Origin of the sequence: Bacillus sp. ES1-5 (assembly GCF_022487605.1) — a bacterium.
In the GTDB taxonomy this organism is placed as follows: domain Bacteria; phylum Bacillota; class Bacilli; order Bacillales; family Bacillaceae_G; genus Bacillus_A; species Bacillus_A wiedmannii.
Window position 1 is genome coordinate 541,078 of the sequence record NZ_JAKVPU010000001.1, and the last position, 26,455, is coordinate 567,532.

29 protein-coding genes are annotated in these 26,455 nt (G+C 32.4%); 10 read left to right on the forward strand and 19 right to left on the reverse strand.

Annotated features, from left to right (window positions below; all coding sequences use genetic code 11):
- Positions 1-410: exosporium leader peptide-containing protein (locus tag MKO96_RS02860; protein ID WP_240586602.1), on the reverse strand; the 410-nt coding region annotated here is incomplete at its 3' end.
- A 210-nt stretch (positions 411-620) separates the two neighbouring features.
- Here MKO96_RS02860 and MKO96_RS02865 point away from each other — a divergent pair.
- Positions 621-1,190, forward strand: a complete 570-nt coding sequence (locus MKO96_RS02865) for a BclA C-terminal domain-containing protein (RefSeq protein WP_240586603.1) — start codon at positions 621-623, stop codon at positions 1,188-1,190.
- Between the two features lie 407 nt (positions 1,191-1,597).
- Here MKO96_RS02865 and MKO96_RS02870 read toward each other — a convergent pair whose 3' ends face one another.
- Entirely contained in the window at positions 1,598-2,212 is a 615-nt protein-coding gene (locus MKO96_RS02870; protein ID WP_097860314.1) for a helix-turn-helix domain-containing protein, read from the reverse strand.
- 59 nt (positions 2,213-2,271) lie between these two features.
- Between MKO96_RS02870 and MKO96_RS02875 the strand changes: the two genes are divergently transcribed.
- Complete coding sequence (locus tag MKO96_RS02875) at positions 2,272-2,856, forward strand: LysE family transporter (protein ID WP_088092364.1); 585 nt, start codon at positions 2,272-2,274, stop codon at positions 2,854-2,856.
- Between the two features lie 228 nt (positions 2,857-3,084).
- On the opposite strand, the gene MKO96_RS02880 is transcribed toward MKO96_RS02875, so the two are convergent.
- A complete protein-coding gene (locus tag MKO96_RS02880; RefSeq protein WP_240586604.1) occupies positions 3,085-3,822 on the reverse strand; it encodes an N-acetylmuramoyl-L-alanine amidase in 738 nt (245 codons plus the stop codon).
- Positions 3,823-4,105: 283 nt separating this feature from the next.
- Between MKO96_RS02880 and MKO96_RS02885 the strand changes: the two genes are divergently transcribed.
- Both MKO96_RS02885 and MKO96_RS02890 read left to right on the forward strand, forming a co-directional pair.
- Positions 4,106-4,366 carry a hypothetical protein gene (locus MKO96_RS02885; protein WP_240586605.1) on the forward strand — a complete coding sequence of 87 codons (261 nt, stop codon included), beginning with the start codon at positions 4,106-4,108 and terminating at the stop codon, positions 4,364-4,366.
- 294 nt (positions 4,367-4,660) lie between these two features.
- Positions 4,661-5,446, forward strand: a complete 786-nt coding sequence (locus tag MKO96_RS02890) for a sulfotransferase family 2 domain-containing protein (protein WP_240586606.1) — start codon at positions 4,661-4,663, stop codon at positions 5,444-5,446.
- Positions 5,447-5,944: 498 nt separating this feature from the next.
- On the opposite strand, the gene MKO96_RS02895 is transcribed toward MKO96_RS02890, so the two are convergent.
- From MKO96_RS02895 to MKO96_RS02910, 4 genes are all read right to left on the reverse strand, one after another.
- Positions 5,945-7,741 (reverse strand): ABC transporter ATP-binding protein, encoded by a 1,797-nt coding sequence (locus MKO96_RS02895; RefSeq protein WP_240586607.1) that lies wholly within the window; start codon positions 7,739-7,741, stop codon positions 5,945-5,947.
- Entirely contained in the window at positions 7,734-9,488 is a 1,755-nt protein-coding gene (locus MKO96_RS02900; RefSeq protein WP_240586608.1) for an ABC transporter ATP-binding protein, read from the reverse strand. The genes MKO96_RS02895 and MKO96_RS02900 overlap by 8 nt, the downstream gene beginning before the upstream one ends.
- A 347-nt stretch (positions 9,489-9,835) precedes the next feature.
- On the reverse strand, positions 9,836-10,720 hold the full coding sequence (locus MKO96_RS02905; RefSeq protein WP_087980411.1) for a GNAT family N-acetyltransferase: 885 nt from the start codon (positions 10,718-10,720) through the stop codon (positions 9,836-9,838).
- A gap of 261 nt (positions 10,721-10,981) precedes the next feature.
- On the reverse strand, positions 10,982-11,668 hold the full coding sequence (locus MKO96_RS02910; protein WP_087980410.1) for an MOSC domain-containing protein: 687 nt from the start codon (positions 11,666-11,668) through the stop codon (positions 10,982-10,984).
- 157 nt (positions 11,669-11,825) lie between these two features.
- On the opposite strand from MKO96_RS02910, the gene MKO96_RS02915 reads away from it, so the two are divergent.
- Positions 11,826-12,728 (forward strand): LysR family transcriptional regulator, encoded by a 903-nt coding sequence (locus MKO96_RS02915; RefSeq protein ID WP_240586609.1) that lies wholly within the window; start codon positions 11,826-11,828, stop codon positions 12,726-12,728.
- Between the two features lie 102 nt (positions 12,729-12,830).
- Here the strand turns inward: MKO96_RS02915 and MKO96_RS02920 are convergent, their stop codons facing one another.
- The 3 genes from MKO96_RS02920 to MKO96_RS02930 all read right to left on the reverse strand — a co-directional run bounded on the left by MKO96_RS02920 (position 12,831) and on the right by MKO96_RS02930 (position 15,478).
- Positions 12,831-13,094: a hypothetical protein gene (locus tag MKO96_RS02920; protein WP_140386750.1), complete on the reverse strand. Its 264-nt coding sequence runs from the start codon at positions 13,092-13,094 to the stop codon at positions 12,831-12,833.
- A gap of 66 nt (positions 13,095-13,160) precedes the next feature.
- A complete protein-coding gene (locus MKO96_RS02925; protein ID WP_240586610.1) occupies positions 13,161-14,267 on the reverse strand; it encodes a C45 family autoproteolytic acyltransferase/hydrolase in 1,107 nt (368 codons plus the stop codon).
- 167 nt (positions 14,268-14,434) lie between these two features.
- Positions 14,435-15,478, reverse strand: coding sequence for an aspartate-semialdehyde dehydrogenase (locus MKO96_RS02930; RefSeq protein ID WP_240586611.1), 1,044 nt, complete (start codon positions 15,476-15,478; stop codon positions 14,435-14,437).
- Positions 15,479-15,607: 129 nt separating this feature from the next.
- Between MKO96_RS02930 and MKO96_RS02935 the strand changes: the two genes are divergently transcribed.
- The gene (locus tag MKO96_RS02935) at positions 15,608-16,474 is read left to right on the forward strand and encodes a LysR family transcriptional regulator (RefSeq protein ID WP_240586612.1); all 867 of its coding nucleotides are present in this window, start codon (positions 15,608-15,610) and stop codon (positions 16,472-16,474) included.
- Positions 16,475-16,533: 59 nt separating this feature from the next.
- On the opposite strand, the gene MKO96_RS02940 is transcribed toward MKO96_RS02935, so the two are convergent.
- Positions 16,534-17,139 carry a PRK06770 family protein gene (locus MKO96_RS02940; protein WP_240586613.1) on the reverse strand — a complete coding sequence of 202 codons (606 nt, stop codon included), beginning with the start codon at positions 17,137-17,139 and terminating at the stop codon, positions 16,534-16,536.
- Between the two features lie 211 nt (positions 17,140-17,350).
- Here MKO96_RS02940 and MKO96_RS02945 point away from each other — a divergent pair, with 211 nt between their 5' ends.
- On the forward strand, positions 17,351-18,112 hold the full coding sequence (locus MKO96_RS02945; protein ID WP_240586614.1) for an arginase family protein: 762 nt from the start codon (positions 17,351-17,353) through the stop codon (positions 18,110-18,112).
- A 36-nt stretch (positions 18,113-18,148) separates the two neighbouring features.
- On the opposite strand, the gene MKO96_RS02950 is transcribed toward MKO96_RS02945, so the two are convergent.
- Together MKO96_RS02950 and MKO96_RS02955 are read right to left on the reverse strand one after the other, a co-directional pair.
- Positions 18,149-18,790 carry a nucleoside/nucleotide kinase family protein gene (locus tag MKO96_RS02950; RefSeq protein WP_240587377.1) on the reverse strand — a complete coding sequence of 214 codons (642 nt, stop codon included), beginning with the start codon at positions 18,788-18,790 and terminating at the stop codon, positions 18,149-18,151.
- 17 nt (positions 18,791-18,807) lie between these two features.
- Positions 18,808-19,704, reverse strand: a complete 897-nt coding sequence (locus MKO96_RS02955; RefSeq protein ID WP_087980402.1) for a CPBP family intramembrane glutamic endopeptidase — start codon at positions 19,702-19,704, stop codon at positions 18,808-18,810.
- Between the two features lie 371 nt (positions 19,705-20,075).
- Here MKO96_RS02955 and cspD point away from each other — a divergent pair, with 371 nt between their 5' ends.
- A complete protein-coding gene (gene cspD, locus MKO96_RS02960; protein ID WP_000176365.1) occupies positions 20,076-20,279 on the forward strand; it encodes a cold-shock protein CspD in 204 nt (67 codons plus the stop codon).
- Positions 20,280-20,365: 86 nt separating this feature from the next.
- Positions 20,366-20,551, forward strand: coding sequence for a cold-shock protein (locus tag MKO96_RS02965; protein WP_000286202.1), 186 nt, complete (start codon positions 20,366-20,368; stop codon positions 20,549-20,551).
- A gap of 38 nt (positions 20,552-20,589) precedes the next feature.
- On the opposite strand, the gene MKO96_RS02970 is transcribed toward MKO96_RS02965, so the two are convergent.
- A complete protein-coding gene (locus MKO96_RS02970) occupies positions 20,590-21,141 on the reverse strand; it encodes a GNAT family N-acetyltransferase (RefSeq protein ID WP_046954301.1) in 552 nt (183 codons plus the stop codon).
- 489 nt (positions 21,142-21,630) lie between these two features.
- Between MKO96_RS02970 and MKO96_RS02975 the strand changes: the two genes are divergently transcribed.
- Positions 21,631-22,179, forward strand: coding sequence for a hypothetical protein (locus MKO96_RS02975; protein ID WP_240586615.1), 549 nt, complete (start codon positions 21,631-21,633; stop codon positions 22,177-22,179).
- Positions 22,180-22,228: 49 nt separating this feature from the next.
- Here the strand turns inward: MKO96_RS02975 and MKO96_RS02980 are convergent, their stop codons facing one another.
- The 5 genes from MKO96_RS02980 to MKO96_RS03000 form a co-directional block, all read right to left on the reverse strand.
- Positions 22,229-23,629, reverse strand: a complete 1,401-nt coding sequence (locus MKO96_RS02980; RefSeq protein ID WP_240586616.1) for a protoporphyrinogen oxidase — start codon at positions 23,627-23,629, stop codon at positions 22,229-22,231.
- Between the two features lie 60 nt (positions 23,630-23,689).
- A complete protein-coding gene (locus MKO96_RS02985) occupies positions 23,690-24,418 on the reverse strand; it encodes an alpha/beta fold hydrolase (RefSeq protein WP_240586617.1) in 729 nt (242 codons plus the stop codon).
- A 114-nt stretch (positions 24,419-24,532) separates the two neighbouring features.
- The gene (locus MKO96_RS02990; protein ID WP_000424360.1) at positions 24,533-24,682 is read right to left on the reverse strand and encodes an aspartyl-phosphate phosphatase Spo0E family protein; all 150 of its coding nucleotides are present in this window, start codon (positions 24,680-24,682) and stop codon (positions 24,533-24,535) included.
- A gap of 166 nt (positions 24,683-24,848) precedes the next feature.
- Positions 24,849-25,796, reverse strand: coding sequence for a hypothetical protein (locus tag MKO96_RS02995; protein WP_087980398.1), 948 nt, complete (start codon positions 25,794-25,796; stop codon positions 24,849-24,851).
- A 34-nt stretch (positions 25,797-25,830) separates the two neighbouring features.
- A complete protein-coding gene (locus MKO96_RS03000; RefSeq protein ID WP_313897873.1) occupies positions 25,831-26,424 on the reverse strand; it encodes a helix-turn-helix domain-containing protein in 594 nt (197 codons plus the stop codon).
- Between the last annotated feature and the right edge of the window lie 31 nt (positions 26,425-26,455).

Below are 26,455 nucleotides of genomic sequence, written 5' to 3' on the forward strand. Positions count from 1 at the left end.
GGGCCTGTTACTCCCGGTGATCCTGTTAAACCAGTTGCACCTGTTACTCCCGGTGATCCTGTTAAACCAGTTGCACCTGTTACTCCCGGCGATCCTGTTAAACCATTCGGGCCTGTTAAACCATTCGGGCCTGTTACTCCCGGTGATCCTGTTAAACCAGTTGCACCTGTTACTCCCGGTGATCCCGTTAAACCAGTCGGACCTGTTACTCCCGGTGATCCCGTTAAACCAGTTGGACCTGTTACTCCCGGTGATCCTGTTAAACCAGTTGCACCCGTTGGACCGGTCATTCCCGTTAAACCCGTTGGGCCCGTTGGAATATAAATTGGGGGAAGAATCGGAAACGTAGGTCCAATGTTTTCAGGTTTTATCATAGCTTTATTTATTGATAATTTATTATCTCGCTTCACTTTAATACCTCGTTCCACATTTTTGTTTACTACTTAACAAAATAATACATCTATCATTTTAGAAGAATTCCATAACTACTTTTTTCATTCTCAAATGATTTTTACATATAGTAAACTTTTTACCGTTGCTATAACTAGTAGTATTAATATAATAAAATGATAGTTCCATTTCAAAATACTAAATCGGCTACGTTCTAATTTAAAAATGAGGTGATTTATATTCAAAATAGGAATGAAAAAATAAAAAAAGAACTATTATCACTGGCTCTTGAAATTATTCTTCCATACAGACTTACAGGTCCTACTGGGCCCACAGGTATTACCGGTCCTACTGGCATTACTGGACCCACAGGCTTTACTGGACCCATTATTACAACAAACTCTATGTTCGCTAATAATACATTAGGTGGTCCCATCTCAGTCATATTAGGTGGAACTAATATTCCACTTTCTAATAACCAAAGTCTCGGTAATTTTACAGTGAACGCTACAAATGATATATATACAATTCCTGTTACTGGAAGATATTATTTAACCTATCAAATTAATACAACAACTTCTCTACTTGCTGGTACAAGGCTACTATTAAACTCTTCGACTCCACTTCCCGGATCTATTTTTTCACCCGCACTATCAACTTCAAATTATAATAATAATTTAATAACCAATTTAATTGCTGGTAATACAATTTCCCTTCAACTATTCGGCGTATTATCCATAGTTAATTTAGTTGGAGGTGGTTCAACAGGTGCCTCTTTAACAATTATACGAATCGATTAATAAATGATTCATTCTTTTTTATAATAAACATTCTTAGCTGCTAAAGTAGTAACTATTACGTCATTCCTAAAGCTAATAATATTTCAATAATTTCACGACAGTGATTAAGCAATAAAAACAATTTGTACTATATTCGTAGTAGTAACCATCTATACTAAATTTTCCGTATATACATTATCAATTTACACTTCTCCCTGCCAATGTTACATTGAATAAGAAGACAGTTTCCCAAAATGCGAACCATCTCAAAACGTATTTGAGAAACATACTCCAATCCTATACGCGAGAGCAATACTATGTCGACACTCAAACGAGTGTCTTTTTTTATGAATTTTAAAAAATAAAACCATCTCTTATAGATGGTTTATCAACATACATTTCTTTATATTCTTGATGCAATTGTAAGTTTATGCAGCTGGATAATAAATGGTCATACTTAACCGAGTTAGCGTACTTCCGGAATTATGATAAGAGTGCGGTCTATCCGCCTTAAAGCGAATTGCATCTCCGCTATTTAATGTATATTGACAATCATTTATTTCAATTATCAATTCCCCTTCAAACACCGTTATAAATTCTTCGGTCCCTTCTTTATGGCCTTCCGAACTTAATTTTCCTTCTGTTTCAATTTCAACCGTATAGATTTCAAAGTTCCTATCATCTTGAAAAGGAAAAGAAGGATACACTTTATATCTCCCATTGTCTTCTGATAATACTTGAACATCATTTCGTAAAACAACTTTCGTATCTGGTTGCGGATTATTGATTAAAGAAGTAAAAGACACTTTTAAACCATTAGCAATTTTCCATATCGTTGTTAATGTTGGACTTGACTCTCCTCGTTCAATTTGTCCAATCATCGTTTTACTCACACCCGTTAATTGAGAGACCTTTTCTAAACTCATTTTCTCTTTTTCACGTATTGTTTTTAAATTTTTTGCTAAAATAAGTTGAATTTCTTCCATAAGAAACACTCCTACACTATATACAATATAACGACCGTTATGTATAATAAAAAGCACACGTTATATTGTTCTTTTCGGTCATTATAACACACGCCAAATAATTAGGGGGTATTGAAATGCCTATATTTTCTTTTTTGTTATTTGTTTTTATAAGTAGCTTCACACCCGGACCTAACAATTTTTTAGCTATGACATACGCCAATCAACACGGTTTAAAAAGGAGTATGCAATTTTGTTTTGGAGTAGCTTTCGGGTTTTTCATCCTCACTTCCTTATGTAGCTTCTTTAATATTGTACTAATTAATATCCTACCCATAATAGAATTCCCTTTAAAAATTTTAGGTGTAGCATATATGCTATATTTAGCTTTTAAAATACTCACTAGTAAAACTAGTACCGATCCCGATGAAAAACATAATAAAAACTTATTCACAGTGGGGATTTTTCTTCAATTTGTTAATCCTAAAGGGATACTATTCGGGCTGACTGTAGTATCAACTTTTATTCTCCCTTACTATAATTCATATTCAAGTTTTCTACTTTTCTCATTATTTCTAGGTGTAGTCGGGTTAATGAGTACATTTAGTTGGAGCTTATTTGGTTCCATGTTCCAAAAGCTTTTATTAAAGCATACGAAATCATTTAACATCATTATGGCTGTTTTATTAGTTTTCAGTGCTATTTCAATTGTAGTCAATTAAATTCAAGTTCTAAATTTCTTTTCTTTTTAAAAGTATGTTTTAAAAATATTGCTAAGATGCCCAATGAATCTCCCCCTTACATGCATTACTTATTTAATTTTAAGGCGGTAATCTTCTATATCTACTCTTATTCATACGAGATAAAATAAAAAGAGGATTACTCATTATAAGTAATCCTCTTTTTTGACTATTGATTTTTAAATATTCTGTTCCACTAAACTAAAATCTTTACTTAACTTCATACCACCAGCCTTTACGATCAAGGTAATCCGTCATTCCTTTAAGTTGCGCATCTGAAGTTGGTTCAGAGATAAAATATGTTAGACCATCCGATTGTAAGATGAAGTTAGCTGTCATTTTTAGTGACGTTAATGCTCCCATTACATCGGGGGTTTCATACGGTGAAAAAGCTCCTGATTGAATGATATTTTTTTTAGATGGCGGAGTTGTCCCACCAGATTGCCCAGTTAATGCATACACAATTGAATTTGCAATCTTATCTGGATTCCATTTTGCCATATCTGCTTCATTATCAATAAATCCAAGTTCGATTAAGATTGCAGGTGCTTTCGTCTTCGATAACACATAAAGGTCTTTTCGTTCCTTCGCACCACGATTTGACCAGCCAATATCTTTTGAAAGTTGCGCTGCTATCTTTGCTGATAAAGCTTGTTGGTCATAGTACAAAACTTCAACACCATTAGCTTTCGTATCATAAGAGTTTAAATGAAATGAAACTACTAAGTCTACATCATGTGAGTTTGTTTTTGATACAATGTTATTTAAATTTTGTGCTTGTGTTGTCCCTACTTCATCAGTATCATCATAAACTGTATGCCCTAATGCTCTTAATTTAGCAACAACTGCATCCTTAACTTGGCGATCCATAATGTGTTCTTTCCGATTCCCATAATTCGCACCCTGTACAATACTATTGTGACCTCCATGTAAACTATATCTAGCCATTGTTCAACATCCCCTTTTTTATTAATATATTCAAAGCTCGTCTTATTGTCCGGTCAAATATCCAGTAAAGCTCCAGCAAACAATAATAAGGGCACTAATCTATTTTTAAATTTTTAATTCTAGATTATCTATTTTCTAAAACAAAGAATACAAAAACAAAAATCCACAACTAATATATTAAGTTGCGGCATTTACTTTTTTAAACTATTCATTTCGAAATCTTTTTATTATAATACATAAAAACACGTTATAATATAAGCTACTGTACTTTAGGAGGGATTTAATGACTGATAAATATAAATTTTTGATTCTCTTTGTTACAGCATTTGTTTCTTTCTTTTCCTTAATAAAAGATTTCCGTAACATTTCAAAAAGTTTCTTTTGGGGGAGCTTTGCAATCCTAACAAGCTTTATATTATTATTAACTCACGCTTTAGAGTTAACTCCAATACTTCTCTATTCAGCTCAGATGGCTCTTGAGATTATTACAATACCACGTAAATTGTTTCTTCCACCTGTCACTGAAGTTGCTAGTTTTTGCTAACGAGAGGTGATCACTATAAATTGGAAACAATAATACAATCCAAAGTATCTCTTTTACCGCATGTATAGTTATATTTATAAAGTCCTTGATGATATATCATGGTCCTTAAAATAATTTAGATTGTTATGAGTACACATTTTTTGTGTGCTCTTTTCATATCCCTATAAGATAACGCTTTCATTTTAAAGTTATATTGTTATTAAATTATCTATTCTAATCCTCTTCTCTTGTTCATATGCCTAGTTGTTTATTCATAAATTAAAAATAATTGACATAACTGAATGGAGGCTAACTATGTCTTTTGCAAATATTATTAAATACGGACGCGTTCCGCACTTTAACTCTACCTTCCCTTTGATTTTATTTTGGAGTCAGAAAAGTGGCTGTACTTCACTTGCACATTGGTTTTTTTATCAAATAAATTTATTTAAACAAGCCATAAAATACGATTCCTTCATCCATAATTATGAAAATGAAATATACAAAAACTCCTCCGACTACTTTATTGAACTAGCTGCGGCTTTATATACAAACGGAAAAGATTCCTATAAATTAGTGAGAAACCCCTATACAAGAGCTGTAAGTTCATTCTTCTCACTAATTGCCCCGCCTCACATAGAAAACCCAGCATGGAATCCTATTCGGAATTTTTATTATGGTAATGAATTTTGTAATAAGCCTATTTCATTTAAAATCTTTCTCTACTATTTAAAAGCGCAAATGAAAGATTTAGAACAAGTAGATCCACATTTAATGCAGCAATATGAACCAGCTGAGGAGGAGTTTGTTACAAAGTATATCTACCTTGAAAATTTCTCTACTGAAATTGCGCACTTAGAACAAACATATCAATTAAAAACTTCTCCTTTACACATACTAACCAAATCATGGCATCATCAGAAGGACAGAGCGATTTTTAGAGGTGATTTTGCAGATGCTGATATTACCGATCCTTTATTCCCACGCCTCCCAACATACGATAGTTTTTATGATCATGAAACTATCCAATTAGTACAGGATATTTTTAATAAAGATTTTAGCACATACAATTACCCATTAACCCCTTTAACAAATAAGTGATTTTCTAATTGTAGTCTCATATATTATAGAGAAACTTAAATTCACCTATTTAAGTTTCCTCATAAAACTCTCGTAGTAAATTGGGGCACTGGAAACAGTGTCTTTTTTTAATAAAATTCAAATTGTATTATTTATTAAATCATTAAAACGTATAAATATAACGTGAAACACTCATTAAGGTTGTCTTCATTCGCTCTATTTGTTCCACTGCCGTTGTATAATCAAAGTTCAATTATTTCACTATTAAATACAAAAACTTCGATTTCATAGTTTACGTCATAATCATGCAACACTTTTTCTGAACAATTTGCACATCCAAAAATTACAAGTGAACGAATGGGTCATAAAGATTTTTTCATAACCTTACGAATGTTTTACCTTGGATGCAAGAATACGCAGTTAAAACATTTAGTGAACAACTATTTGGATAATAATGTTTACAAATATAAAAATACGGTTTCTCTTTCCTAGAGAAACCGCATCATATTAAAGTTTTTATTAAATTTTAAACTGACTCGTATACAGATCAAAGTAAAACCCTCTATCTTTCATAAGAGATTCATGATTCCCTCTTTCCAAAATACTTCCATCTTTTATAACAAGGATTTGATCTGCTTTTTCAATCGTTTTCAGTCGATGAGCGATTACGAAACTTGTTCGACCTCTCATTAAATTGTTTAGTCCTTCTTGTATTTGTAATTCTGTTCTCGTATCAATATTAGATGTCGCTTCATCAAGAATTAATATATCTGCATCTGCTAAAATCGCCCGCGCAATCGCAAGAAGTTGCTTTTGTCCTTGACTTAAATTCGATCCTTCTGAAGCAATTTTTGTTTCATATTGATTCGGTAAATGTTTAATAAAAGAATGTGCAGATGCTGCCTTAGCTGCATTGATTACTTCATCATCACTAGCATCTAATCGACCATAACGAATATTATCCATAATCGTCCCAGCAAATAAATACGTATCTTGTAAAACTACTCCTATTTTGCTTCGCAACGAATTCATATCATAATCTTTTATATTTTTTCCATCGATATGAATTTGTCCTTGCTGTATATCGTAAAAGCGAGTTAGCAAATTAATGATTGTTGTTTTGCCCGATCCAGTTGGACCAACTAAAGCAATTGTCTCCCCTGGCTGTGCCTTAAGACTCACTTCTTTTAAAATCGATTTATTTTCCTCATAACCAAATGAAACATTCTCGAGTGCAACATGCCCTTGTAAATTTTGTACAATGCATGCATCTTTTTTATTTTGAATTTCCGGTACTTCATCCATAATTTCAAAGACACGTTCTCCACCAGCAACTGCCGATTGAATTGTATTCATTAAAGTTGCAAATTGACTGAGTGGTCTTGAGAATTGACGAGAATAATTAATAAAAGCCGCAATGACACCTACTGTTGTCATTCCATTTAAAACCATAACTGAACCAGTCCCAATTACAAGCCCCATACCTAAGTTATTTATAAAGTTCATACTTGGAAAAATAAAAGCTGAAAATGTATCCGCCTTCGTAGCTGAAATTCTTAGTTGTTCATTAATTTTATTGAAATTTAGTACGGTTTCTTTTTCTTTCCCGTATAATGTTGTAACATCCGCTCCTGTTATAGCTTCCTCAATAAAACCATTTAATTCTCCTAAATCTTTTTGACGCTTTGCAAAGTTTTTACCACTATAAGCAACTAGTTTTTTTGTAACGAAAAACATAATAGGTACTGTAATTAAAGTAACAATCGCTAAAATCCAATCTAATGCGAACATCGCAATTGTTACACCTATAAAGGTTAATGCAGATGAAATAATTTGTACAACACTTTGCGTCAACGCTTGATTCAAATTATCTATATCATTTGTCACACGGCTCATTAAATCCCCTTGCGAACGTACATCAAAGAACCGTAAAGAAAGCGTTTGGATTTTCTCAAAAATATCTTGTCGTATTTTTTGTATTGTTTTTAATGCAACGTTAACCATGACAAATGTTTGTAGCCAAGTTAACAATACTGTTACACCGTAAATCACGATAAGTAACAAACACATTCTCGCCGTACCGCTTAAATCTTTCGGTACAATATATTGATCTATAATTACTCCCATTAAATACGGACCTAATAGCCCAAGTAACGTCGTAACAAATACTAAAAATATAACGAACGTAAGAGCAGCCTTTTGATACCCCATATAGTTCCATACTCGTAATACAGTTCCTTTAGTGTTTCTAGCTTCACCCATTTTAGGCGCGTTACGCCCACCTTTATTAGCAAATTGCCCTTGAAGATTACGCATGTTCTTTCCCACCTTCTTTATGTAAATTGCCACCTTGGGAAAGATAGATTTCTTGATATACCTCACATTGTTCTAACAATTCTTCATGTGTACCATCACCAACTAATTCACCGTTATCTAAAACGAGAATTTTATCAGCATCTATTATAGATGAGATTTTAGAGGCGATTAATAATGTTGTTGTTCCTTTATATTCTGTTCTTAATGCCGATTGAATGTTAGATTCTGATTTCGCATCAACTGCTGATGTAGAATCATCTAATATAAGAATGGATGGCTTTCTCACAAGTGCCCTTGCAATGGATACACGTTGTTTTTGTCCACCTGATAAATTCGTCGCACCTTGTGTTAAATGATATTGATATGAATCTTCCAACTTGTTAATAAACTCAGTCGCACAAGCTGATGAAGCCGCTACTTCCAGTTCGTCATTCGTTGCATCTTCTTTACCATAACGTAAGTTCTCTTCTATGCTACCTGAAAACAATAATGCCTTTTGAGGTACAAACCCGATTGAAGCACGAAGTTTTTGTAAATCGTATGCTCTAACATTTATTCCATCAATGCATACTTCCCCTTGATCAACATCGTATAAACGCGGTAACAGTTTTGCTAAAGTGGATTTACCACTTCCTGTAGAACCGATAATTCCTACTTTTTCACCTTTACATATGTTAAATGAAATATCTTTTAAAACATATTCATTATTTTTCGTGTAACTATAACTAACATTTTTAAAGTCAATTTGTCCCCCAATTTGCTTAGGTACAAACGCATTTGTTTCACTCATAATATCAACCTCAGTATTTAAAACTTGCTGTACACGATCCGCAGATGGAAATGCTCGCGCGATTTGCATAAATACCATACTTATAGACATAAGTGACATTAAAATAATATTCAAATAGTTTATAAACGCTAAAATAGCTCCTACTTGAAGCGTTCCATCAAATACTTTTTCTCCACCAATCCATAATGTTGCGACAATCCCGCCGCTTACAACTAGCATAATGATTGGCATCATTATGGAAATAAGCTGCACCGCTCGAATATTTATCTTCGTTAAATTTGTATTAACATTTCCAAACTGAGTAATTTCATATTTCTGTCTTACATACGCTTTAATAACACGTACTCCAGATAAATTTTCTTGTAGCTTTGTATTCACTTTATCTAATGCTTCTTGCACTTTTTTGAACGTTCCGCTCGCTTTACTTGCAATGAATATAATCGCAAGTAATAAAATTGGAACAACCACAAGTAATATAGGAAATAACTCGCGTGCTGTTACAAAAACAATTATTATACTTCCGATAAATAACAAAGGACCACGAACAAGTACACGTAATGTCATCGTCATCGCTGATTGAATAGAAGTAATATCATTTGTCACAATCGTTAATAATTTCCCAGTTCCAAATGAATCACGATTTTCACTAGAAAATGTTTCTACTTTCGCAAATACATCTTTTCGTATGTCTGTAGCGAAATTAACAGCTGCTTTTGTAGAATACATCATACACCCAAGTCCTCCAACTAAACCGAGTGCTGCAGCTCCTATCATAAGAAGCCCCATTTTTATTACATAATTCAAATCACGATTTGCTATCCCAACATCAATAATATGTTGCATAATAGTCGGTTGAATTAAGTCCATCGCAACCTCAAGTACCATAAATAGCGGTCCAATTATAGCGAAGAACATGTATGGTTTTAAATACTGTAATAACTTGCGAAATGATTTCATACATAATCTCCTTTTCCCATGAAATTACCACTGAATAATTCATATCCCTCCTTATTTAAGCGATGTAGTTTGTAATTTCTTTCTTATTCCTATTATATTATGTAAATTAATATTTAACATTATTAAATGATAAGCATTTATGACTTTCGGGTCAATAAATGTGCTTTATATTACGCAATTAGAAAAACCGTATTCTTAAATAGAAAGAATACGGTTTTTTATCTATATTTGTTCAACTGCAAAATTTAATCTCAAATTCATTTTCTTAGGTGGACTTCACATGTATAAACCTATTTAAATAGTATTTATACTTATATCCTCCCCATCAAAAATATCTATATAAACAATTAGAACTCTGTTAATACTGGGAACTTATATCCTTTAAAATCTAACTCTTTATTACTTCGCACCATTAAATACTTACTAGACTGTAATTCTGTAAACTGTACATCTTCAATCCCTAATTGATCTGGAGAGAAATAAAATTCGATTTCTGTAAATCTTTCAGCGATTTCCCTGCATATTTCATCTAAAACTGGAATTACTGGCGCAAACACTCCATATAATTTCAACTTTTCATTATCTATTTCATACACAATAAGAGCATCTAGTTTCTCTGAATAATACAATTTCTCATTCCATTCCAAGTCATACATATTCAAATAAAACGAAGGGCGGAAGTTTAATGTTGAAAAATTATTTGAAAGTCTTTGGCTACTATCAATAGTTTCATGTATTAACTTTCTATCCTCTTCCATATAATAATCTAACTTTCTAAGTAAGGAATCATTATTATTCTTTTTATCATATGAAATAGTCATCAAATACTCCTGCACAACTTTAAACCCAAATGATGCATATAGTTCAGGTATTTCCGTAAACAATAAAGTACATTCACATTTCTTATCGATTTCTACTATCATTTTACTCATTAATTGTGTCATGAGTCCTTGTCTACGAAAATTAGGGTGTGTCATTACCGATTGAATTCCCACTGCATTTATTCTTTCACCATTTACTAGCAATGGTAACGAAAATGCCGCAACATTTGCAATCACTTTATCATCCTGTAAAAATGATACAGCCTTATATGTATTGTCCCAATATCCTTTCTCCGAAAAATCATTTAATGTTTGAGTTGTAATCCCAAACACTTCTTCAAATAAAGGAAATAACTGCTCTCTTTTCGGTTCTTCTAAAAGAAGTTTTTCAAAATTTTCAACATTCCCCATGTTGTCCCTCCATACGTTAATTCCATCAAATTAGATGTAGTTGTAGAACCTGCTCTTAAAATAATAGGTCTTACCAATCAATATACTATCATAAAATATAAAAAAAAAGTCTAATTTATTTTATGTTTTGACTATTCGAAAATAAGTCGAATAAAAAAATATTAAGATTTTTGAATATTAATAAGTTTATTATATAAAAATAGTGCTATCTACTTCGTTTTTACTAATAGAAATGCACCATTTATAAAAAAATATTTATTATTATTTTTTTCCTTCTAGTCTTTCCTTCGTATTAATTTCTTCTCCTCTCATTCGCTTTTCAAACGTATTTCTCCAACTAGTAGAAAGTTCGTGTACTTCTAAGATCCTTTTTAGCCCTTCCATATTTTGTTTTTCCTTATGCATGATATGATTAGCAAATGCTACTGTTACACCTTTCGGATTAGACTTCAGTAACTTTAACGTATCAACAGGTGATACCCATCCTTCTTTTAATACACGAAAATAAAATCCTGTATATCCTGTTTCTTGAAAATAAAGTGGTAACTTTGGAATATTGTATTTCTTAGCTAATTTAAAACAAGGTTGTCTTGGCTGTGTTACTTGTACAATTGCTTCTCCAATTTGAAATGTATCACCAATACATACATCCTCTTCACACAGACCACTAATTGTAATGTTTTCTCCGAATGCTCCATATACAAGATCTTGATTCAACTCTTTTTCCCAATATCCATAATGTTCTCCCGAATATACGCATACCGCTTTATCTACTCCGCCATGATGTACTAAATCCGCCTGGCCATCTCCATTAAATTTTAAAAAGGATAAAAACACCGGTTCCCTTACTTGCTTCTTATTTATACCTGTATGAATTACCTTCCCCCCGTATGTAACCTCTTTTGGTAACCCTATATTTAAAGATAATAATTGATATCCATTAGCCATTCTTTTTCCTCCTTTAAAGGTGTCACATAATTTTCTCTCTCGATTTATTTTCACAACTATCTCTGTTATATAAAGTTCATTATAAAACCCGAAAAATCATTGTTCAATCCAATTATTTATATAATAATGATAGGTATAACCTATCATTAAACTTGAGGTGATCCCAATCGAATTACGACAACTTGAATATTTTTTAGCTGTTTCAAAAGAATTGCATTTCACAAAAGCAGCTGAGAAATTAAATATTTCACAACCTTCTCTAAGTCAGCAAATACGTGCATTAGAACATGAAGTAGGAATGCCGCTTTTCGATCGTATCGGTAAAAAAATATCTTTAACTGATGCAGGACGGATTTTATTATTACATAGTAAAACCATTTTTCATGAAGTCGAACAAGCTCGTTCTGCAATTCAAGATTTAAACGGATTACAGCAAGGTTCCTTAACAATAGGCTCTTTGTTAACCGTCGTAAATTATTTACTACCACCAGCTATATTAAATTTTAATCATTCATATCCCAATATAGAGCTTTCTGTATTAGGGCTTCGCACAGGAGATATTCGTGAAAAATTATTACAAAACGAACTAGATATTGGCATTACATTTCTCCCGGTGCAAGATAAAGAGATTATTTCTACCCCTCTATACAAAAGTGAACTTACATTAGTCGTACCAACCGGTCATCAATTAACTGAACGTAATCATGTATCTATTGCTGAATTACAGAACTACCCTTTAATTCTTTTACCTAAAAATTTCTTTTTAACCGAACTAATTACATCTCATTGTCAAAAATTTAACTTTAAACCAAAACCAATTTTAGAAATTAGTACGATGGAATCTTTAATCCAAATGGTTTCAAAAGGAATGGGAATTACAGTGTTACCAAAACCGTATATAGACTTTTTACAAAATAAAAACATTCAAGCTATTAAAATAGAGCATCCTACTCCAACAATAGAAATTGGGCTTATTTATAGAAAAGATAAATATATGTGTGCTGCAACTCGAGAATTTATTGAGCAACTAAAAAGAACAGTACGTTCTTTACAAAGCTAAAGGAACAAAAGAGATTATCCTATAAAACCGCTTCACAACGACCTAGTAGAATAATCTCTTTTCACAACATTATAAAACATAACATGTAAACTCATATAAATTTCAATGTACCTTTTTAGATATTGGAATATATTTCGTAAAATATGCCCCAACTAGCAATAAAACAATTGAAATGAACCAAATAAAAATCCCGCCAAAGTTAAACCAATATGCAACCAAATTTAAGATTGCTAGTGTAAAGAAACAAATTGAAGTTAACGCACTCTTCAATCCTTTTACCCCTGCTTTTTTTCTTTTTTCATAAGTAATATACATTGAAACGGCAACAAATAAAATAAGAACAATCGGTAACATAACTTTTAACAATGGCAATTCCTCCCGTATATACACCTTGTTATTACCATTTCATCTCATTTATTCTTCTTGAATCAATTAATAGCGTTCTTCTCTCCAAAAGTCAGTATACGTTTTATTATTAAATTTCACATTCACCTCAGAAAAGGACAGGCTTTCTCCAACTTTCAATGAGTACCAATCGTTGAATAGTGGAGATCCGAAGCAAATATTCATTGTACAATTATGCAAATCAAATAAGACAGAATGCAAAGTTCCAAACCATTCTTCATAATTATGTACTGTCAGCCCAGTAGGATACTCTCTTTCTACTAATCCTTTTAAAGAATCCATGCTCACTTGTTCATTTCGGTTTAAATGTTCATACAATGTTTGATATCTGTTTGTAGATTGTTCTAATCTTCTATTATTCAATTTTTGAACAGATAAACTGATCGCATGGTTTGTTGATACGATAAAATCTTGGCTTTCCTCATCAATTGTAGTAATTGATTTAAAACCGTCAAATATTTCAATACGCGCTGCGTCTAAAGAATCTGCTACAATTAGATTAATATTACTTGCAATTGGCATTTCATCAACTAGTGATATCGCCTCCTGCACATTTTTACATTTCTCCAATACTACTCGAATTACCGCAAAACATTGTAAACCATTTAACACTGGCTTTCGTAAGCCTTCAATATTTCCTACTGGTTGACCACATGCTGAAAATGTAACAGCTAACCCATGCTCATTAACACCTTCAGTTCGACCAAAATAAAAATTAGAAAATCCACTATGGGCATACGCGCCTTCAACATGTGTAGAGCAAAAACGCATATCATCTATTTCTGGTGACAAATCATAATTTCTTAATACATATGTGTGCTTTGAATCTGTCTTTTTAGGTAATACGACACAATGACTACATCCTGCTTTTAATAGTGTTTGATAATAATACATCATATTTCTGGAAGGAATATCCAACACTTCACAAAACCCTTCAATTTCTTCATTAATTCCAGGACAATATTGATGTAATATATTTCTAGATTCTGTCCAATAATTATCTGATACTAAATGTTCTTGCTGTATAAATTGTGGAATGAGATACGGATGATTTTTCACAAACTCTCCTTGTTGCTTTCCAATATCATAATGACTTCCTTTTAATGATGAAAAGTAGCCTTTTACTTGGTACATCTAATTCCTCCTCACATTGAATATATCCATATCATACCAAATGAATTTTATTCATTCTTGATGTTTTTTACTACCTTTCAAATCAAATCTGGCTAGAATAAAAAAACAATTATAAAATAAAAACTAGGAAACTGTAGTCATAAACAGTTCCCTAGTTTTGATCTATACTAAATAATCCCTTCCTCCACCAACGTTTCTACAATTTGAACCGAGTTCCAAGCAGCCCCTTTTAATAAATTATCGGAAACGATCCAAAGATGGAATCCTTTTGGTGTATCAGGGTCTTTTCTAATTCTCCCGACAAATGTATCTATTTTCCCTTCTGCATATAATGGCATTGGGTACAGCTGTTCACGAGGATTATCTTGCAGTATAACACCTGGTGCATCCAGCAACACTTCTCTTATTTTTGCAACAGTTGCTTCTTTTTCAAGTTCTATATAAACCGATTCTGAGTGCCCGGATACGACCGGAACACGCACACAAGTAGCTGCCATTTTCAAGTCTTGATCCTCCAAAATTTTCTTCGTCTCTTGAATCATCTTTACTTCTTCAAACGTAAAATCATTATCTGTGAATGTATCTACTTGCGGAAGTACATTAAACGCAATTGGATAATGTTTTTTATCTTTTTTTGCTGGCAGTATAGTACTCTTGACCTCTTCACCTGCAAGCATTGACTTTGCCTGTTCTTCTAATTCATGAATCGCATGAATTCCTGAACCTGACACAGCTTGGTATGTGGAAACAATAATTCGTTCCAATCCGAATGCTTTTCGAATTGGTTGAAGTGCCGTCACCATCTGTAATGCTGAACAATTCGGAACTGCAATGATCCCTTTATGCTTCTTTAAAGTATGCGCATTTACTTCTGGAACAACGAGCGGTACATCATGTGCCATTCGGTATTCACTCGTGTTATCAATTACGATAGCACCACTAGAGACTGCGTGATTGACAAATTGTCTAGAAACTTCTCCTCCAGCGCTAAAAAAGGCAATATCTACACTTTCAAAGCTAGTTGTTTTTACCTCTTTTATTATTATCTCCCGTCCTTTAAATCGCACTACTTTACCAGCGGATCGTTTTGACGAAAGCAATGTAACTTCAACTATATTAAATTGAGTTTCTTTCTCTAACAGTTCAATAATTTTCTGTCCTACTGCACCTGTAGCCCCAACTACAGCTACATGATAGCCCTTTTTGATCATCTTTTCTCCCCCAATATCACTTAAATGAATATTTCTACAATTTCATTTTATAAAGAATTTAACCATTTGGAAAATTGAAATACGTGATATAATCATTCACAAATCATGATAATAAAAGAGGGATAACTGATGGAAATGAGACACGTTAAAACATTTTGTGCAATTGTTAAATATGGTGGTTTTTCTAAAGCTGCTCGTGCGTTAGGTTATGCGCAATCTACTGTAACAGCGCATATGAAAGCATTAGAAAACGATTTACATCTCCCTCTTTTCGATCGATTAGGGAAAAAAGTACTTCTTACAAAAGCAGGTCATCAATTTCATCCTTATGCTCTAGAATTACTAGCTATTTATGAAAAAGCGCAAGAAATCCCTCAAAATAGTGATGATTTAGAGGGAACATTAACGATTACATCTAACGAATCATTAGCAGTGTACCGATTACCACAATTATTACGTATGTACAAACAGGAGAATCCGAAAGTAAATATCGTACTGGAAACAACTACAAACGAACAAGCAATGAATAAGCTACATGAAGGAGAATCAGATGTTATTTTCATAATTGGAGAAAGTATGGAACATAATGATTTTATTACGCGTACTTTTTGTAATGAAGCATTTGGATGGATTTTACCTCCACATTACTCTACACACTCTAATCCATTTTGTTTACTAAATGATACTCAATTTATCTTTACAGAACAAAGCTGCGGCTATAGACCGATGGTAGATCGGTTTTTACGTCAAAGCAGAAATATTCCAGAGAAAACATTTGAAACTTCCAATGTTGAAGTCATTAAACAATCTGTCATGTGTGAGTTAGGAATTTCGATTCTTCCTTACATCGTTGTAAAAGAAAGTTGCGAAAAAGAGCAACTCTGTTTTCAGCCTATTGAAACTCCAACAGTTATTCAAAGCCATGTAATCTATCATAAATCTAGATGGATTTCACCCGTTTTACAATCGTTTCTTTCCTTACTAGAGCGAGACTAAAAGGTGCACACAAAAAAGAGTAACTGCCTAATAAGCACTTACTCTCTTCCAATGTTATCTTATTTATTAGTCTGTCCCCCACCTGCAATTAATTGACTACCCGAATATGTACCTTTTTGCATAAACACTTGATTAATTAACTCTTTTTGTTCCGCTTCTGACATTACCCCTTTTCCTTCACCTAAATTCCCGCTTTGCAATTTCCAAATCTTGTTGTGATCCGCTTCCATCTTTTCATATTTTCCTTGTTTCCATCTCTCTAAAATATCTGCATATGTATTTCCTTGTACTAGATCATTACTCTTTACAATATCAAGTAAACTTTCAATTCGTTCTTGTGTGATAAAAATATAGCCCCACTTTTGATCAGCTTTCGTTTTTTGATGTGCCATTTCATGTAATGCTGTCTGTATGTTCTCATCTGTCCATTTAAAATTTTTATTAAAACCGCTATTCTGTAGTGAATGATTGCCATTTTCTAAAAGCTTTGCATCTTCAGCTTTTACATTACTATCAGCTAGTACTTCTGCTGCCGGAGCAGCTGGTGATGCCTTTTTCGCAGCTGGTTTACTATTATTTAGATAATACAGCATACCATATGTTAAACCTACGCCGATTACCGCCATACCAGCTATAATACCTATTATTTTAAATAATGTTTTCATCTTGCTTGTTTCCTCCCACATATCCCATTTCGTATTTTCTATTTCTTGAACCACATATACATTTCCTTATATTATATTTCTTTCTTTTATAAATTGAAAGATTATTCTGTAAAAATAACCCATCTATTTCAAATGCAAATCCACCTCTAAGCATTTCGTTTTAAATTCACAAAAATATATGCTAGCCTACATATAAAGGAGATGAATAAATATGAGTTTATTGTATAGCGGTTTAACTTTTTTAAACTTTGATGATACATATTTATTACAAAATAAACTTCATTCTTATTCACATGAAGATATTGATTTTAGTCATTTAGAGCACGCAAACCTGTATTGCGAGACTCCTTCTTTAAAGCGTATAAAACGGGAGTTATATCGTAGAAAGCAAAGAGGAATTACCTTTATCGGTTCTGGAAATTATCATTATGTATCTTATTTGCTACTAAAAGAAATAGATGAACCATTTAGCCTTATTTTATTTGATCATCACACTGACATGAACTTAAAAGAAGAAAATGAACATACTCTTATTTCTTGCGGATCTTGGGTATCATTCGCTCTTCAAAATAACCCAAAATTAAAGAAAGTAATTATTATTGGACCTTCTTCTTTAACCATTCATTCTAATGATTATTCATGTGTAGAAGTATTCCCGATAGATATATCTAATGACGTTTCTGCACATACAATACTTTCGCATATTCATACAGAGACTATATATGTAAGCATTGATAAAGATGTTTTAGATTCAAAAGTAACTATTACAAATTGGGATCAAGGACATATGAAACTTTCTACACTATTAAAATGTATTCACTCTCTTATTGGGAATAAAGATGTCTATGGTATCGATATTTGTGGTGAACTACCCGTTTATCCTTCTCAGCTTTTTCTAGCTAAATATACAAATGCTATTAAGAAAAATGAAAAAGCAAACTTACAAATTTTAAAATCAATATATAATACATAAAAAAACAACGAGTACCTTATAAGGCACTCGTTGTTTTTATGCACGATGTTCTTTTAACCACTTCGTAATCGCATCTAACCTCGAAACATCAAAACGTCTCTCTTCACACACATTTAAACCGTTTAAACTTTTCACAATTTCTAATTCATTCGATTTTACACTTTTCGCATCAATCATTTTGCAATACCCGTCTGTAATAGCATTTAAATTTTCATAATAATGTTGAAACGATTTTGATATATGTAAGTGTTTTTCAAAGTTTCTTCTTCTTTTTGTCTCGTCAGATTCTTTCCGTTTTCTAAGTTCTTCATCATTCGTATATAAATAAAAATATTGATCGGGAAAACCAATTTCCCTATGTATCAGCTTTTCTTTATAAAAGTTTTCTATTAAAGATAACGGCTGATTAAATATATCAAAATGGAAACACCAATTATAACTAAGTGGTTGATAAATATCACCATCAAGTATTACTAATTCATATTGCTCTGACTTCTGCAATGCTATTTTCCAGCGCTCTACTTGTTTTTCAAAATACCAAGTTCTATGTTCATTTTCTGGTCTTTCAAATAAAAAATTCACTTCAGGTATAATATACGCACCATAATTTTTTTCTAATTCACGACACGTGCTACTCTTACCAACCGCGCTCGCTCCCTCAAACGCTATAATCCCCATAGTTTCTCCCACTTTCATTAACTTAAATCTCGTTGTTTCTCTTTTCTCCCCCATAACTGTCTCCATAAAACAATTGAAGCGACAGAAAGCATGATTGTTGTAATGATACTCCCCTCAATTCCGAACGAGCCCCCATGAAGGACTTCCGATCCTTTTGTTACAGGTTTAAAAAGTGGTGTAGAATACATTTCCATTCCACTAACTGCAAAACCATAAATATTAAACTGTGCCCAATTCCACAACGAATGCCACGCGCATATCCCCCAAAGACTACTGTCTTTCAAAGCGTAAAAAGCTGCAAATACACCAACTAATATTATATTGGATATTGAAAGAATTGTAATACCTGGATTTAGTAAATGAAGAAAACCAAATAAAAAAGAAGTCACAACAATCCCAATCCATATACGACTTCTAACAGAAAGGACCGGAAATAACCAACCTCGAACTACAATTTCTTCTGTTGCACCTTGTATTAAAAAAGCAACTAAAGATCCCACAATTCCAATTATAGCGGTTGGCGTAATTTGTTGCATTTGTAGTTGTATAATTCCTGTTAATAAAAGTAGCATGACTGGTATTGAAATGAAAACAAACCCTAATAATGCACCTCTCAAATATTTTCTTATCCACTGATTTCTCCAAAAACCAATGGATGAAATTGATCTTTTCTCTACAAATCTAACCCATAAAAAAACAAAAAATACAGCTCCGCCAAACGTCAGTACCATCTCAATATCACTATAAATTGCCTTCATTAAAAGTGTTTCTGCTTTCGGTAAAAACAACATAAATAACATGAACAATTCACCTAAAGTTAAAAATACAATTGCGAGTATAACAGCGAATATTGGATGAACTTTTTTTCTTCCTTCTTTAGCTGCTTCAATTATTTTAAATTGAGTAAATTGCAATATTCTCGCCTCCATAACAAATATATCAATACTATATATCGTTTCTCTAATACAAACTTTCAATAAAAATTTTCTCTGTTTAGCATAAACCTAAATTTGGAATAATATATAAATAAAAGAGATGACTTTGTGCGTTTTACTATTATCACCAAGATTATTCACTGGTATTACCAGCACTTGCTATTTCCCACCATTTGTTGTAAGATAGTAATTAAGGTCAATTTAACACCATATTTCCTTTGCATATTATCAAGTATCAATCAGGATTATTTTGTACTCCTTATGGGTCTTTGATAATATGTGAACTTTTATTTTTCATTCAAATAAGGCCGATCATATTGTAATCTTTTTAAATTTTAGGAGGCATTACCATGACATTAACAGGTAAAGTAAAATGGTTTAACAGCGAAAAAGGTTTCGGTTTCATCGAAGTTGCAGACGGTAACGACGTATTCGTTCACTTCTCAGCTATCACTGGCGACGGCTTCAAGTCTCTTGACGAAGGTCAAGAAGTTAGCTTCGAAGTTGAAGACGGTAACCGTGGACCTCAAGCTAAAAACGTTGTAAAGCTATAATTCAAACAATAAAAAGGTTGTTACCAGCTCGGTTAACAACCTTTTTAATATATAACTAAAATTTTTTACATAAAAGGAGTGGTTATATGTATCGCAATCGAAAGAACGATGTAGCTGAAGTACCACCAGAACAAACCCCTGTCTGGGAATGTGAATCAGAGGATTGTTTAGGATGGATGAGAAAGAACTTTTCATTTGAAGAAGAGCCTAAATGCCCTTTATGTAAAAGTAGCATGAAAAGCGGAGAACGTTTATTACCTAAAATAGGTTAATTTTTACTTAACCCCTCTTTTATAAGAGGGGTTTTTTATTATAAATTTATATCCTCTACATCCGTTCGAACTATAGAATACAATAGTGCATCATGTTGCTTATTTCCTTGATGAATATATCCACGTAATAACCCTTCCTTATGAAAGCCTATTTTAGATAACATTTTACAAGAAGTAACATTTTCAGGGTATGTAATAGCTCCAATTCTAAATAAGCCTAAATCTCGAAATCCATAATGAATAATTTCTCGAGCCGCTTCTGATGCATAACCATTCCCCCAATAACGAGGATGTAAGTCATATCCAATTTCAGATCGTTTACTCCATAGTTGTAAATTATTTAATCCAATTGTACCCACTAAAGTATTTGTTTCTTTTAATACAATCCCCCATCGTATTGCCTTTTTCTCAAAGTAATTTTTTGAAAAAGATTCAATCATACGTGAAGCTTGTCCAAACTCCGTAAAAGAATTCATACCGTAATAACACGTTACTTCATCCAATGAAAAGATTTCATATATTTTTTGACAATAAGATTGTTCTATTTCAACTAAACGCAAACGTTCTGTTTCTAATATAGGAAACGCCACAGGATCACTCCTTTCTTTCTACTCATTCATTATAGCAGAAAAAGTATTTATAATTAGGAAAGTCCTCAATGTCCCATTTATCAAATATTTCTAGAGAAGCTTATCCTCTTAATTCAATACGAACTAAAAATAACCCTTCTCGCTTTTGCATGATTAGAAAAAATAAAGAGGTGATCAAAATACTATGATCACCTCTTTATGCTCTATTTATATGCAACTAATGCCCAATGACATGGAGCTGTTTGTCTCCAGTTTACACTTAAAAAACCAGTTTCTCTAAGTAGTGTATCTAACTCATTAACAAAAGGATACAATCACATTCCCTGCTCTTACCTTCATTTATAAAAGTTAATTGTATTATTTTCATTTTCAACACTCCGTCTTATAATTTCAATTCCATGCTCACTTTTCTCTTCTAAAACAACACCCTCCTCCATACATTTATGGTAAAATATAGTTAAAAATTTACTGTGGAGGTGTAAATGTTCTATGTATATATTCATCGGCTTATCCCTCTTACTCATATTACTCATATTTTTATTTGCAAAAAAGTTCGCCCCAAATTCATTCATGATGACTAATTTTAAAGGCAATAGCTTTAAAACATTTTCAATCGGTATTTTAATCGCTGCGACTCTTTCGCTTTCATATGGAATTTATCACGCAGCAACATATCAACCTAAACATTTAGATATTACGTTACAAAATCAAAACTTTACTGTTTTCGGTAATGTTGGGGAGCTTGGATATTTCTCAGAAGAGTTACTAAAGAAAGATACAGAAGTTGAACTACATTTTGCCTCTTGGGAAACAATGCAATTAAATAATCCAGAAATAATAGTAAAATACCCTTCAGGTAAACAAGAATTATGGAAACCGAACATAACATCACTTCCAGCCAATAAATTAAAAGAGAAACATGGCATAAAAGAGCTTTATCAACTCTCATCCTATTCATTTAAAGAATCCGGGAACATAACATTAACGATTACTGAGAATAATACAACTAATAAAAAAATCTCAATTCAAGTGAAATAAATAAAACGTCCCTCCAATATACTGGAGGGACGTTTTATTTATATGTATTCTATTTTGATGGTTCCTTTAAAGTTGCAATTATTTCATTTGCAATGTTCTTTCCATTTCCAATACACGCACCAATTCCGACACCATAATATGAAGCGCCAGCTAAGTATACATTAGGATAAAGATCTGTCATTTTTCCTTGTAACGTTTGAACCGCTTGATTATGTTCTAAATGATATTTCGGCATTAAATCTTTCCAATTTGTAACTTCAACTACTTCTGGTTTCCCTTTAATTCCGAGACTCTTTTCAATATCATATAAAGCGACTCGTACTAACTCTTCTTCACAATAATTTTTAATCGTTTCATACACCGGATTTGTACTCTTATAAAACATTCTTACTAAAAGCTTTTGTTTTCCCGATGTATGCTTCCACTTCCGGCTTGTCCATGTACAAGCATCACAATGTAAATCACTGTTTTCCGTTACGATAAATCCTGTGCCGTCCGCCGGTAATTGTTCATCTAGTATGTCAAATCCTAAGTAAATACTTATAAGAGATGAGTTTTTAAATGTATGAAACTGCTCGTTTAACTCATTAGACTGTAATAAAGTTTGTGCGATATCATGCGGAGCTGCTAAAACAACATAATCAGCTTGGATTAATTCATGATTTGCAAAGGAGATTTCATAGAGATCACCTTGTTTTTTTACAGCTGTCGTTATAGCACCTTTCTTAACAACTGTCTCAGTCAGCACTTCTTCTAAACGATCAATAATCGTAGATAGTCCACCTTTAAATGATACGAACTTTTTGTTTCCTGCTGATTGAAACTGTTTTTTATTCTCTTCAAAACCTTTAATAATACTTCCATATTTATTTTTATAATCCAGTAAATACGGTAATGTCGATGCCATAGTAAGCTCATTTAATTTACCGGAATATACTCCTGAAAGCACCGGGGCAATTTGTTTTTCCACTAACTCTTTCCCTAAAAAACTTTCTAAAAATACAGCAAGCGAAGTATCTTTTGTAAACTCTTTATTTTTCGTTATAAAATCTTTTAAAGCAACAATTTTCCCTTTCGTTGATACTAGCGTACTGCTAAACAACGACTCCACACTCATCGGTATCCCAAATATAGTGTCAGAAGGAATTGGGTGTAAAGTATTATTAGAATATATGTAAGAAATACCCGTTTCGTTATATACCATTTGTTCTTCTAAATTCAAATCTTTTACAAGCGGCATAACATGTTCATTACGAGCAACGATGGAATCCGCTCCTGATTCCATAATAAAATCCTTTTCTTCTACACTATGGATTTTACCACCTAAGTACTCTTCTTTTTCTACAAGGATTAAATTTAAATCAATATTATTATCCTTTTTTAATTTTTCTAAATAAAACATAGTAGAAAGTCCCGTTATACCTCCACCGATAACAACAACCGTTTTCATATGTGCTGCGCTCCTAACCGATACAATTAATAATTCCTTTACTATTATACCCAAAAGTCCTTATATTCGACTAGCAGCTTGTGCATTCTGTAAGAAATTAGACAATATATTCGAATATATTTCCGGTTGATCATTGTGTACTAAATGACCAGCAAACGGAATAACAGCAATATGTATATTGTCGTTTAATTGTTTAAACGTTGTAGCAGCTGTAACTTCATCTTCTGAATCTCCCCCAGCAATACAAAGTGTAGGTACTTGAAGATTAGCTACATTGCCAGTTTCATCAAAGGGGTACCAATCTTTAACTTGCCACGATTCAAGCAATGCTTTCCAGTCACTTTTCTCATGAATTTCATTCATATACGTTACAACTTCTTTATTTTCCATCAATTGCTGATGACACTTTGCTTCATACTCTTGAGACTCTTCCCAATTTTCTCTCTTAACCGGAAAAATACCTGAAAAAGTTAATGTTCTCACTTTATCTGGATATTTTTTTGCAAATAATAAAGCGACTAATCCTCCTAGTGAAACACCAGCTATATGACATCTATCAATTTGTAAATGTACTAACGTATCATGTAAATCCTTTACAGAACGTAGGAAATAATTCTCCAATGTCCCCCTTGATCTTCCATGTCCTCTTAAATCTGGACGAATGACTTGATAGTTTTTTTCTCGAAAAAATGCTACCTGCTCTTCATACTCTACTAAACCTGTCATACCACCAGAGTGTAAAAGCATAATTGGTTCCCCTTCGCCTGAAATGTACGTATGTAATATCATATATCCCCCTCCTACAAAACAGAATATTCTATCCATTATTAGTATATAGAATATATATCTTAATTTCCAAATAAAAAAGAACTATAACATTTTCAAATCATGCCATAGTTCTTTTTATTTTAAAAACATAAAGTAATTAATCAATTTGTCTATTTCTTGACTTAATGCCAATACTTTTTCATGTTGAATTCCGTAATCCGATACTAAATATAGAAGTTCTTCTTTCTTTATTTCAATTGCTTTTTCCAATTTTACTAATTCCATGTCGTTTTACTTCTCTCTCCAATACTAAAATATATGTATTTTAGTATAGCCTATTTACATAATTAGTAAAAGTAAAATAAGCATGTAAAATCTTACAAATATAAAAATAATATACTATCAACAAAAAATTTAAAATTTAACCTTTTATACAGATCATTAGACTTCATTACGTATGAATAACAAATCGGAATTTCTCTAATGTAATATCTTTATATTCTGGAGCTCTCTTTATATGGTCAAAATAACTATATGAGAATTTAAAAACATGCCCAAAATCCCAATCAAACGCACTATAGTCTTTTAGCCAAAATTGATTTTCTGTTGGTAATACATGAGCACGTTTTGATTCGATTAAAGGTAAACAATCTATAGGTGTGTGCAAGTTAATTTCAGTATTCGGCATAAGATTTTGGCTAGCACGTAACACGTATACTAGTTTTAACAGTGGCCGTATCGCTCGATGGAATATATCTATATGCCCTAAGTCATACATAATATTAATTGCATGAGAAAAAGTAAGTAAATGACCAATTAAATCATGATGCGATTCCGCTCTATAAATAATATTAAATTGCGAGAGCTCGTTTAAAATAAACTTAGATAATTGTTTCGGATTTTTGAATTCACTTTCTATCTCATCTTTTATACTTAATTGTTTTACTTCTTTCGTCGTAAAACCAATCCACGATCTACCAGGAATTGTTTTTCGAAACGATAATATAAGGTTAGTAATCCCTTCAATTGCTTGATTATCACCCCATTTTTGTAACTCTTTCATAGCTAATAAACTTAATGCAGCATAAATGACATTATGCCCGACCCAATGAAGTTCATCAATTGTATGTTCCAATGATTTTATAATCATTTTTTCAGCACTTTGAAAATCAATTTCTTCTTTACTATCAATTATTCCAACTAGTTTTTGATTGTTCAACATCATTTTTGTTTGAGAATACATACTACGAGTTATCTCTTCTTCCATATTGTTATCTTTCATGAAAAAATAACTAGCAATTGCAGCTGCTCCGAAATGCGCATGCCAAATATCATTTGTTTGTTTTTTACATTGAGAAATAATTGAAAGGCCATCTCTTAAAACAGTTTTATTTTCCATCTATTTTTCCCCCGTAATAAAAATCACTTAATACTCATCCTAACGATGGCGTCAATACAAATAAGATATGATTGGATTCATCACTTTTATTCAAAAAGCGATGTTTCACATTTGGCGGAATACGTACAACATCTCCTTCTTCTAAAAAATATTCTTTTCCTTCTAACTCCACATACACTTCTCCTTTCATAACAACAGCAAGCTCTTCCTTATCTTCATGTGAGTAATGACTTTCCGTTGTGTTTGCTTGTTTATTTAAATCCATTATTAACATTTCAATACGTGCTTTCATAAAATCAGGTGTTAATACATCATATACAATGTGATCATTGTTTTCCCGATATACTTTTTTTCGATCTTTTTTCTTAGAAATGAGTGAATCTGTATCAATCTCATTAATAAAAAGTGTAAATAGCGGTACATTTAATGCTTTCGCAATTAATTCCAATACACTTAAGGAAGGATTCGCATATCCTCGTTCAATTTGACTAATTAGTGAAGTACTAATCCCTGCATAATCAGCAAATTCCCGAATTGTCATATTATTTTTCTTACGATAACTTAATACAGTTTGTCCGAGCCTATCATGGATCATAATAAAAACTTCCTTTCGTCCATCATATTGCATGTTTCATTGTCTTTGTGCTGACATACTAAAC

Excerpts from the sequence above, each read along its gene's own strand:
- MKO96_RS02875 (WP_088092364.1), top strand. The coding sequence starts at position 2,272 with ATGCCTATATTTTCTTTTTTGTTATTTGTTTTTATAAGTAGCTTCACA.
- MKO96_RS02880 (WP_240586604.1), bottom strand. The coding sequence starts at position 3,822 with ATGGCTAGATATAGTTTACATGGAGGTCACAATAGTATTGTACAGGGT.
- MKO96_RS02885 (WP_240586605.1), top strand. The coding sequence starts at position 4,106 with ATGACTGATAAATATAAATTTTTGATTCTCTTTGTTACAGCATTTGTT.
- MKO96_RS02890 (WP_240586606.1), top strand. The coding sequence starts at position 4,661 with ATGTCTTTTGCAAATATTATTAAATACGGACGCGTTCCGCACTTTAAC.
- MKO96_RS02895 (WP_240586607.1), bottom strand. The coding sequence starts at position 7,741 with ATGCGTAATCTTCAAGGGCAATTTGCTAATAAAGGTGGGCGTAACGCG.
- MKO96_RS02900 (WP_240586608.1), bottom strand. The coding sequence starts at position 9,488 with ATGAAATCATTTCGCAAGTTATTACAGTATTTAAAACCATACATGTTC.
- MKO96_RS02905 (WP_087980411.1), bottom strand. The coding sequence starts at position 10,720 with ATGGGGAATGTTGAAAATTTTGAAAAACTTCTTTTAGAAGAACCGAAA.
- MKO96_RS02910 (WP_087980410.1), bottom strand. The coding sequence starts at position 11,668 with ATGGCTAATGGATATCAATTATTATCTTTAAATATAGGGTTACCAAAA.
- MKO96_RS02925 (WP_240586610.1), bottom strand. The coding sequence starts at position 14,267 with ATGTACCAAGTAAAAGGCTACTTTTCATCATTAAAAGGAAGTCATTAT.
- MKO96_RS02930 (WP_240586611.1), bottom strand. The coding sequence starts at position 15,478 with ATGATCAAAAAGGGCTATCATGTAGCTGTAGTTGGGGCTACAGGTGCA.
- MKO96_RS02935 (WP_240586612.1), top strand. The coding sequence starts at position 15,608 with ATGGAAATGAGACACGTTAAAACATTTTGTGCAATTGTTAAATATGGT.
- MKO96_RS02940 (WP_240586613.1), bottom strand. The coding sequence starts at position 17,139 with ATGAAAACATTATTTAAAATAATAGGTATTATAGCTGGTATGGCGGTA.
- MKO96_RS02945 (WP_240586614.1), top strand. The coding sequence starts at position 17,351 with ATGAGTTTATTGTATAGCGGTTTAACTTTTTTAAACTTTGATGATACA.
- MKO96_RS02950 (WP_240587377.1), bottom strand. The coding sequence starts at position 18,790 with ATGGGGATTATAGCGTTTGAGGGAGCGAGCGCGGTTGGTAAGAGTAGC.
- cspD (WP_000176365.1), top strand. The coding sequence starts at position 20,076 with ATGACATTAACAGGTAAAGTAAAATGGTTTAACAGCGAAAAAGGTTTC.
- MKO96_RS02965 (WP_000286202.1), top strand. The coding sequence starts at position 20,366 with ATGTATCGCAATCGAAAGAACGATGTAGCTGAAGTACCACCAGAACAA.
- MKO96_RS02975 (WP_240586615.1), top strand. The coding sequence starts at position 21,631 with ATGTATATATTCATCGGCTTATCCCTCTTACTCATATTACTCATATTT.
- MKO96_RS02980 (WP_240586616.1), bottom strand. The coding sequence starts at position 23,629 with ATGAAAACGGTTGTTGTTATCGGTGGAGGTATAACGGGACTTTCTACT.
- MKO96_RS02985 (WP_240586617.1), bottom strand. The coding sequence starts at position 24,418 with ATGATATTACATACGTACATTTCAGGCGAAGGGGAACCAATTATGCTT.
- MKO96_RS02990 (WP_000424360.1), bottom strand. The coding sequence starts at position 24,682 with ATGGAATTAGTAAAATTGGAAAAAGCAATTGAAATAAAGAAAGAAGAA.
- MKO96_RS02995 (WP_087980398.1), bottom strand. The coding sequence starts at position 25,796 with ATGGAAAATAAAACTGTTTTAAGAGATGGCCTTTCAATTATTTCTCAA.
- MKO96_RS03000 (WP_313897873.1), bottom strand. The coding sequence starts at position 26,424 with ATGCAATATGATGGACGAAAGGAAGTTTTTATTATGATCCATGATAGG.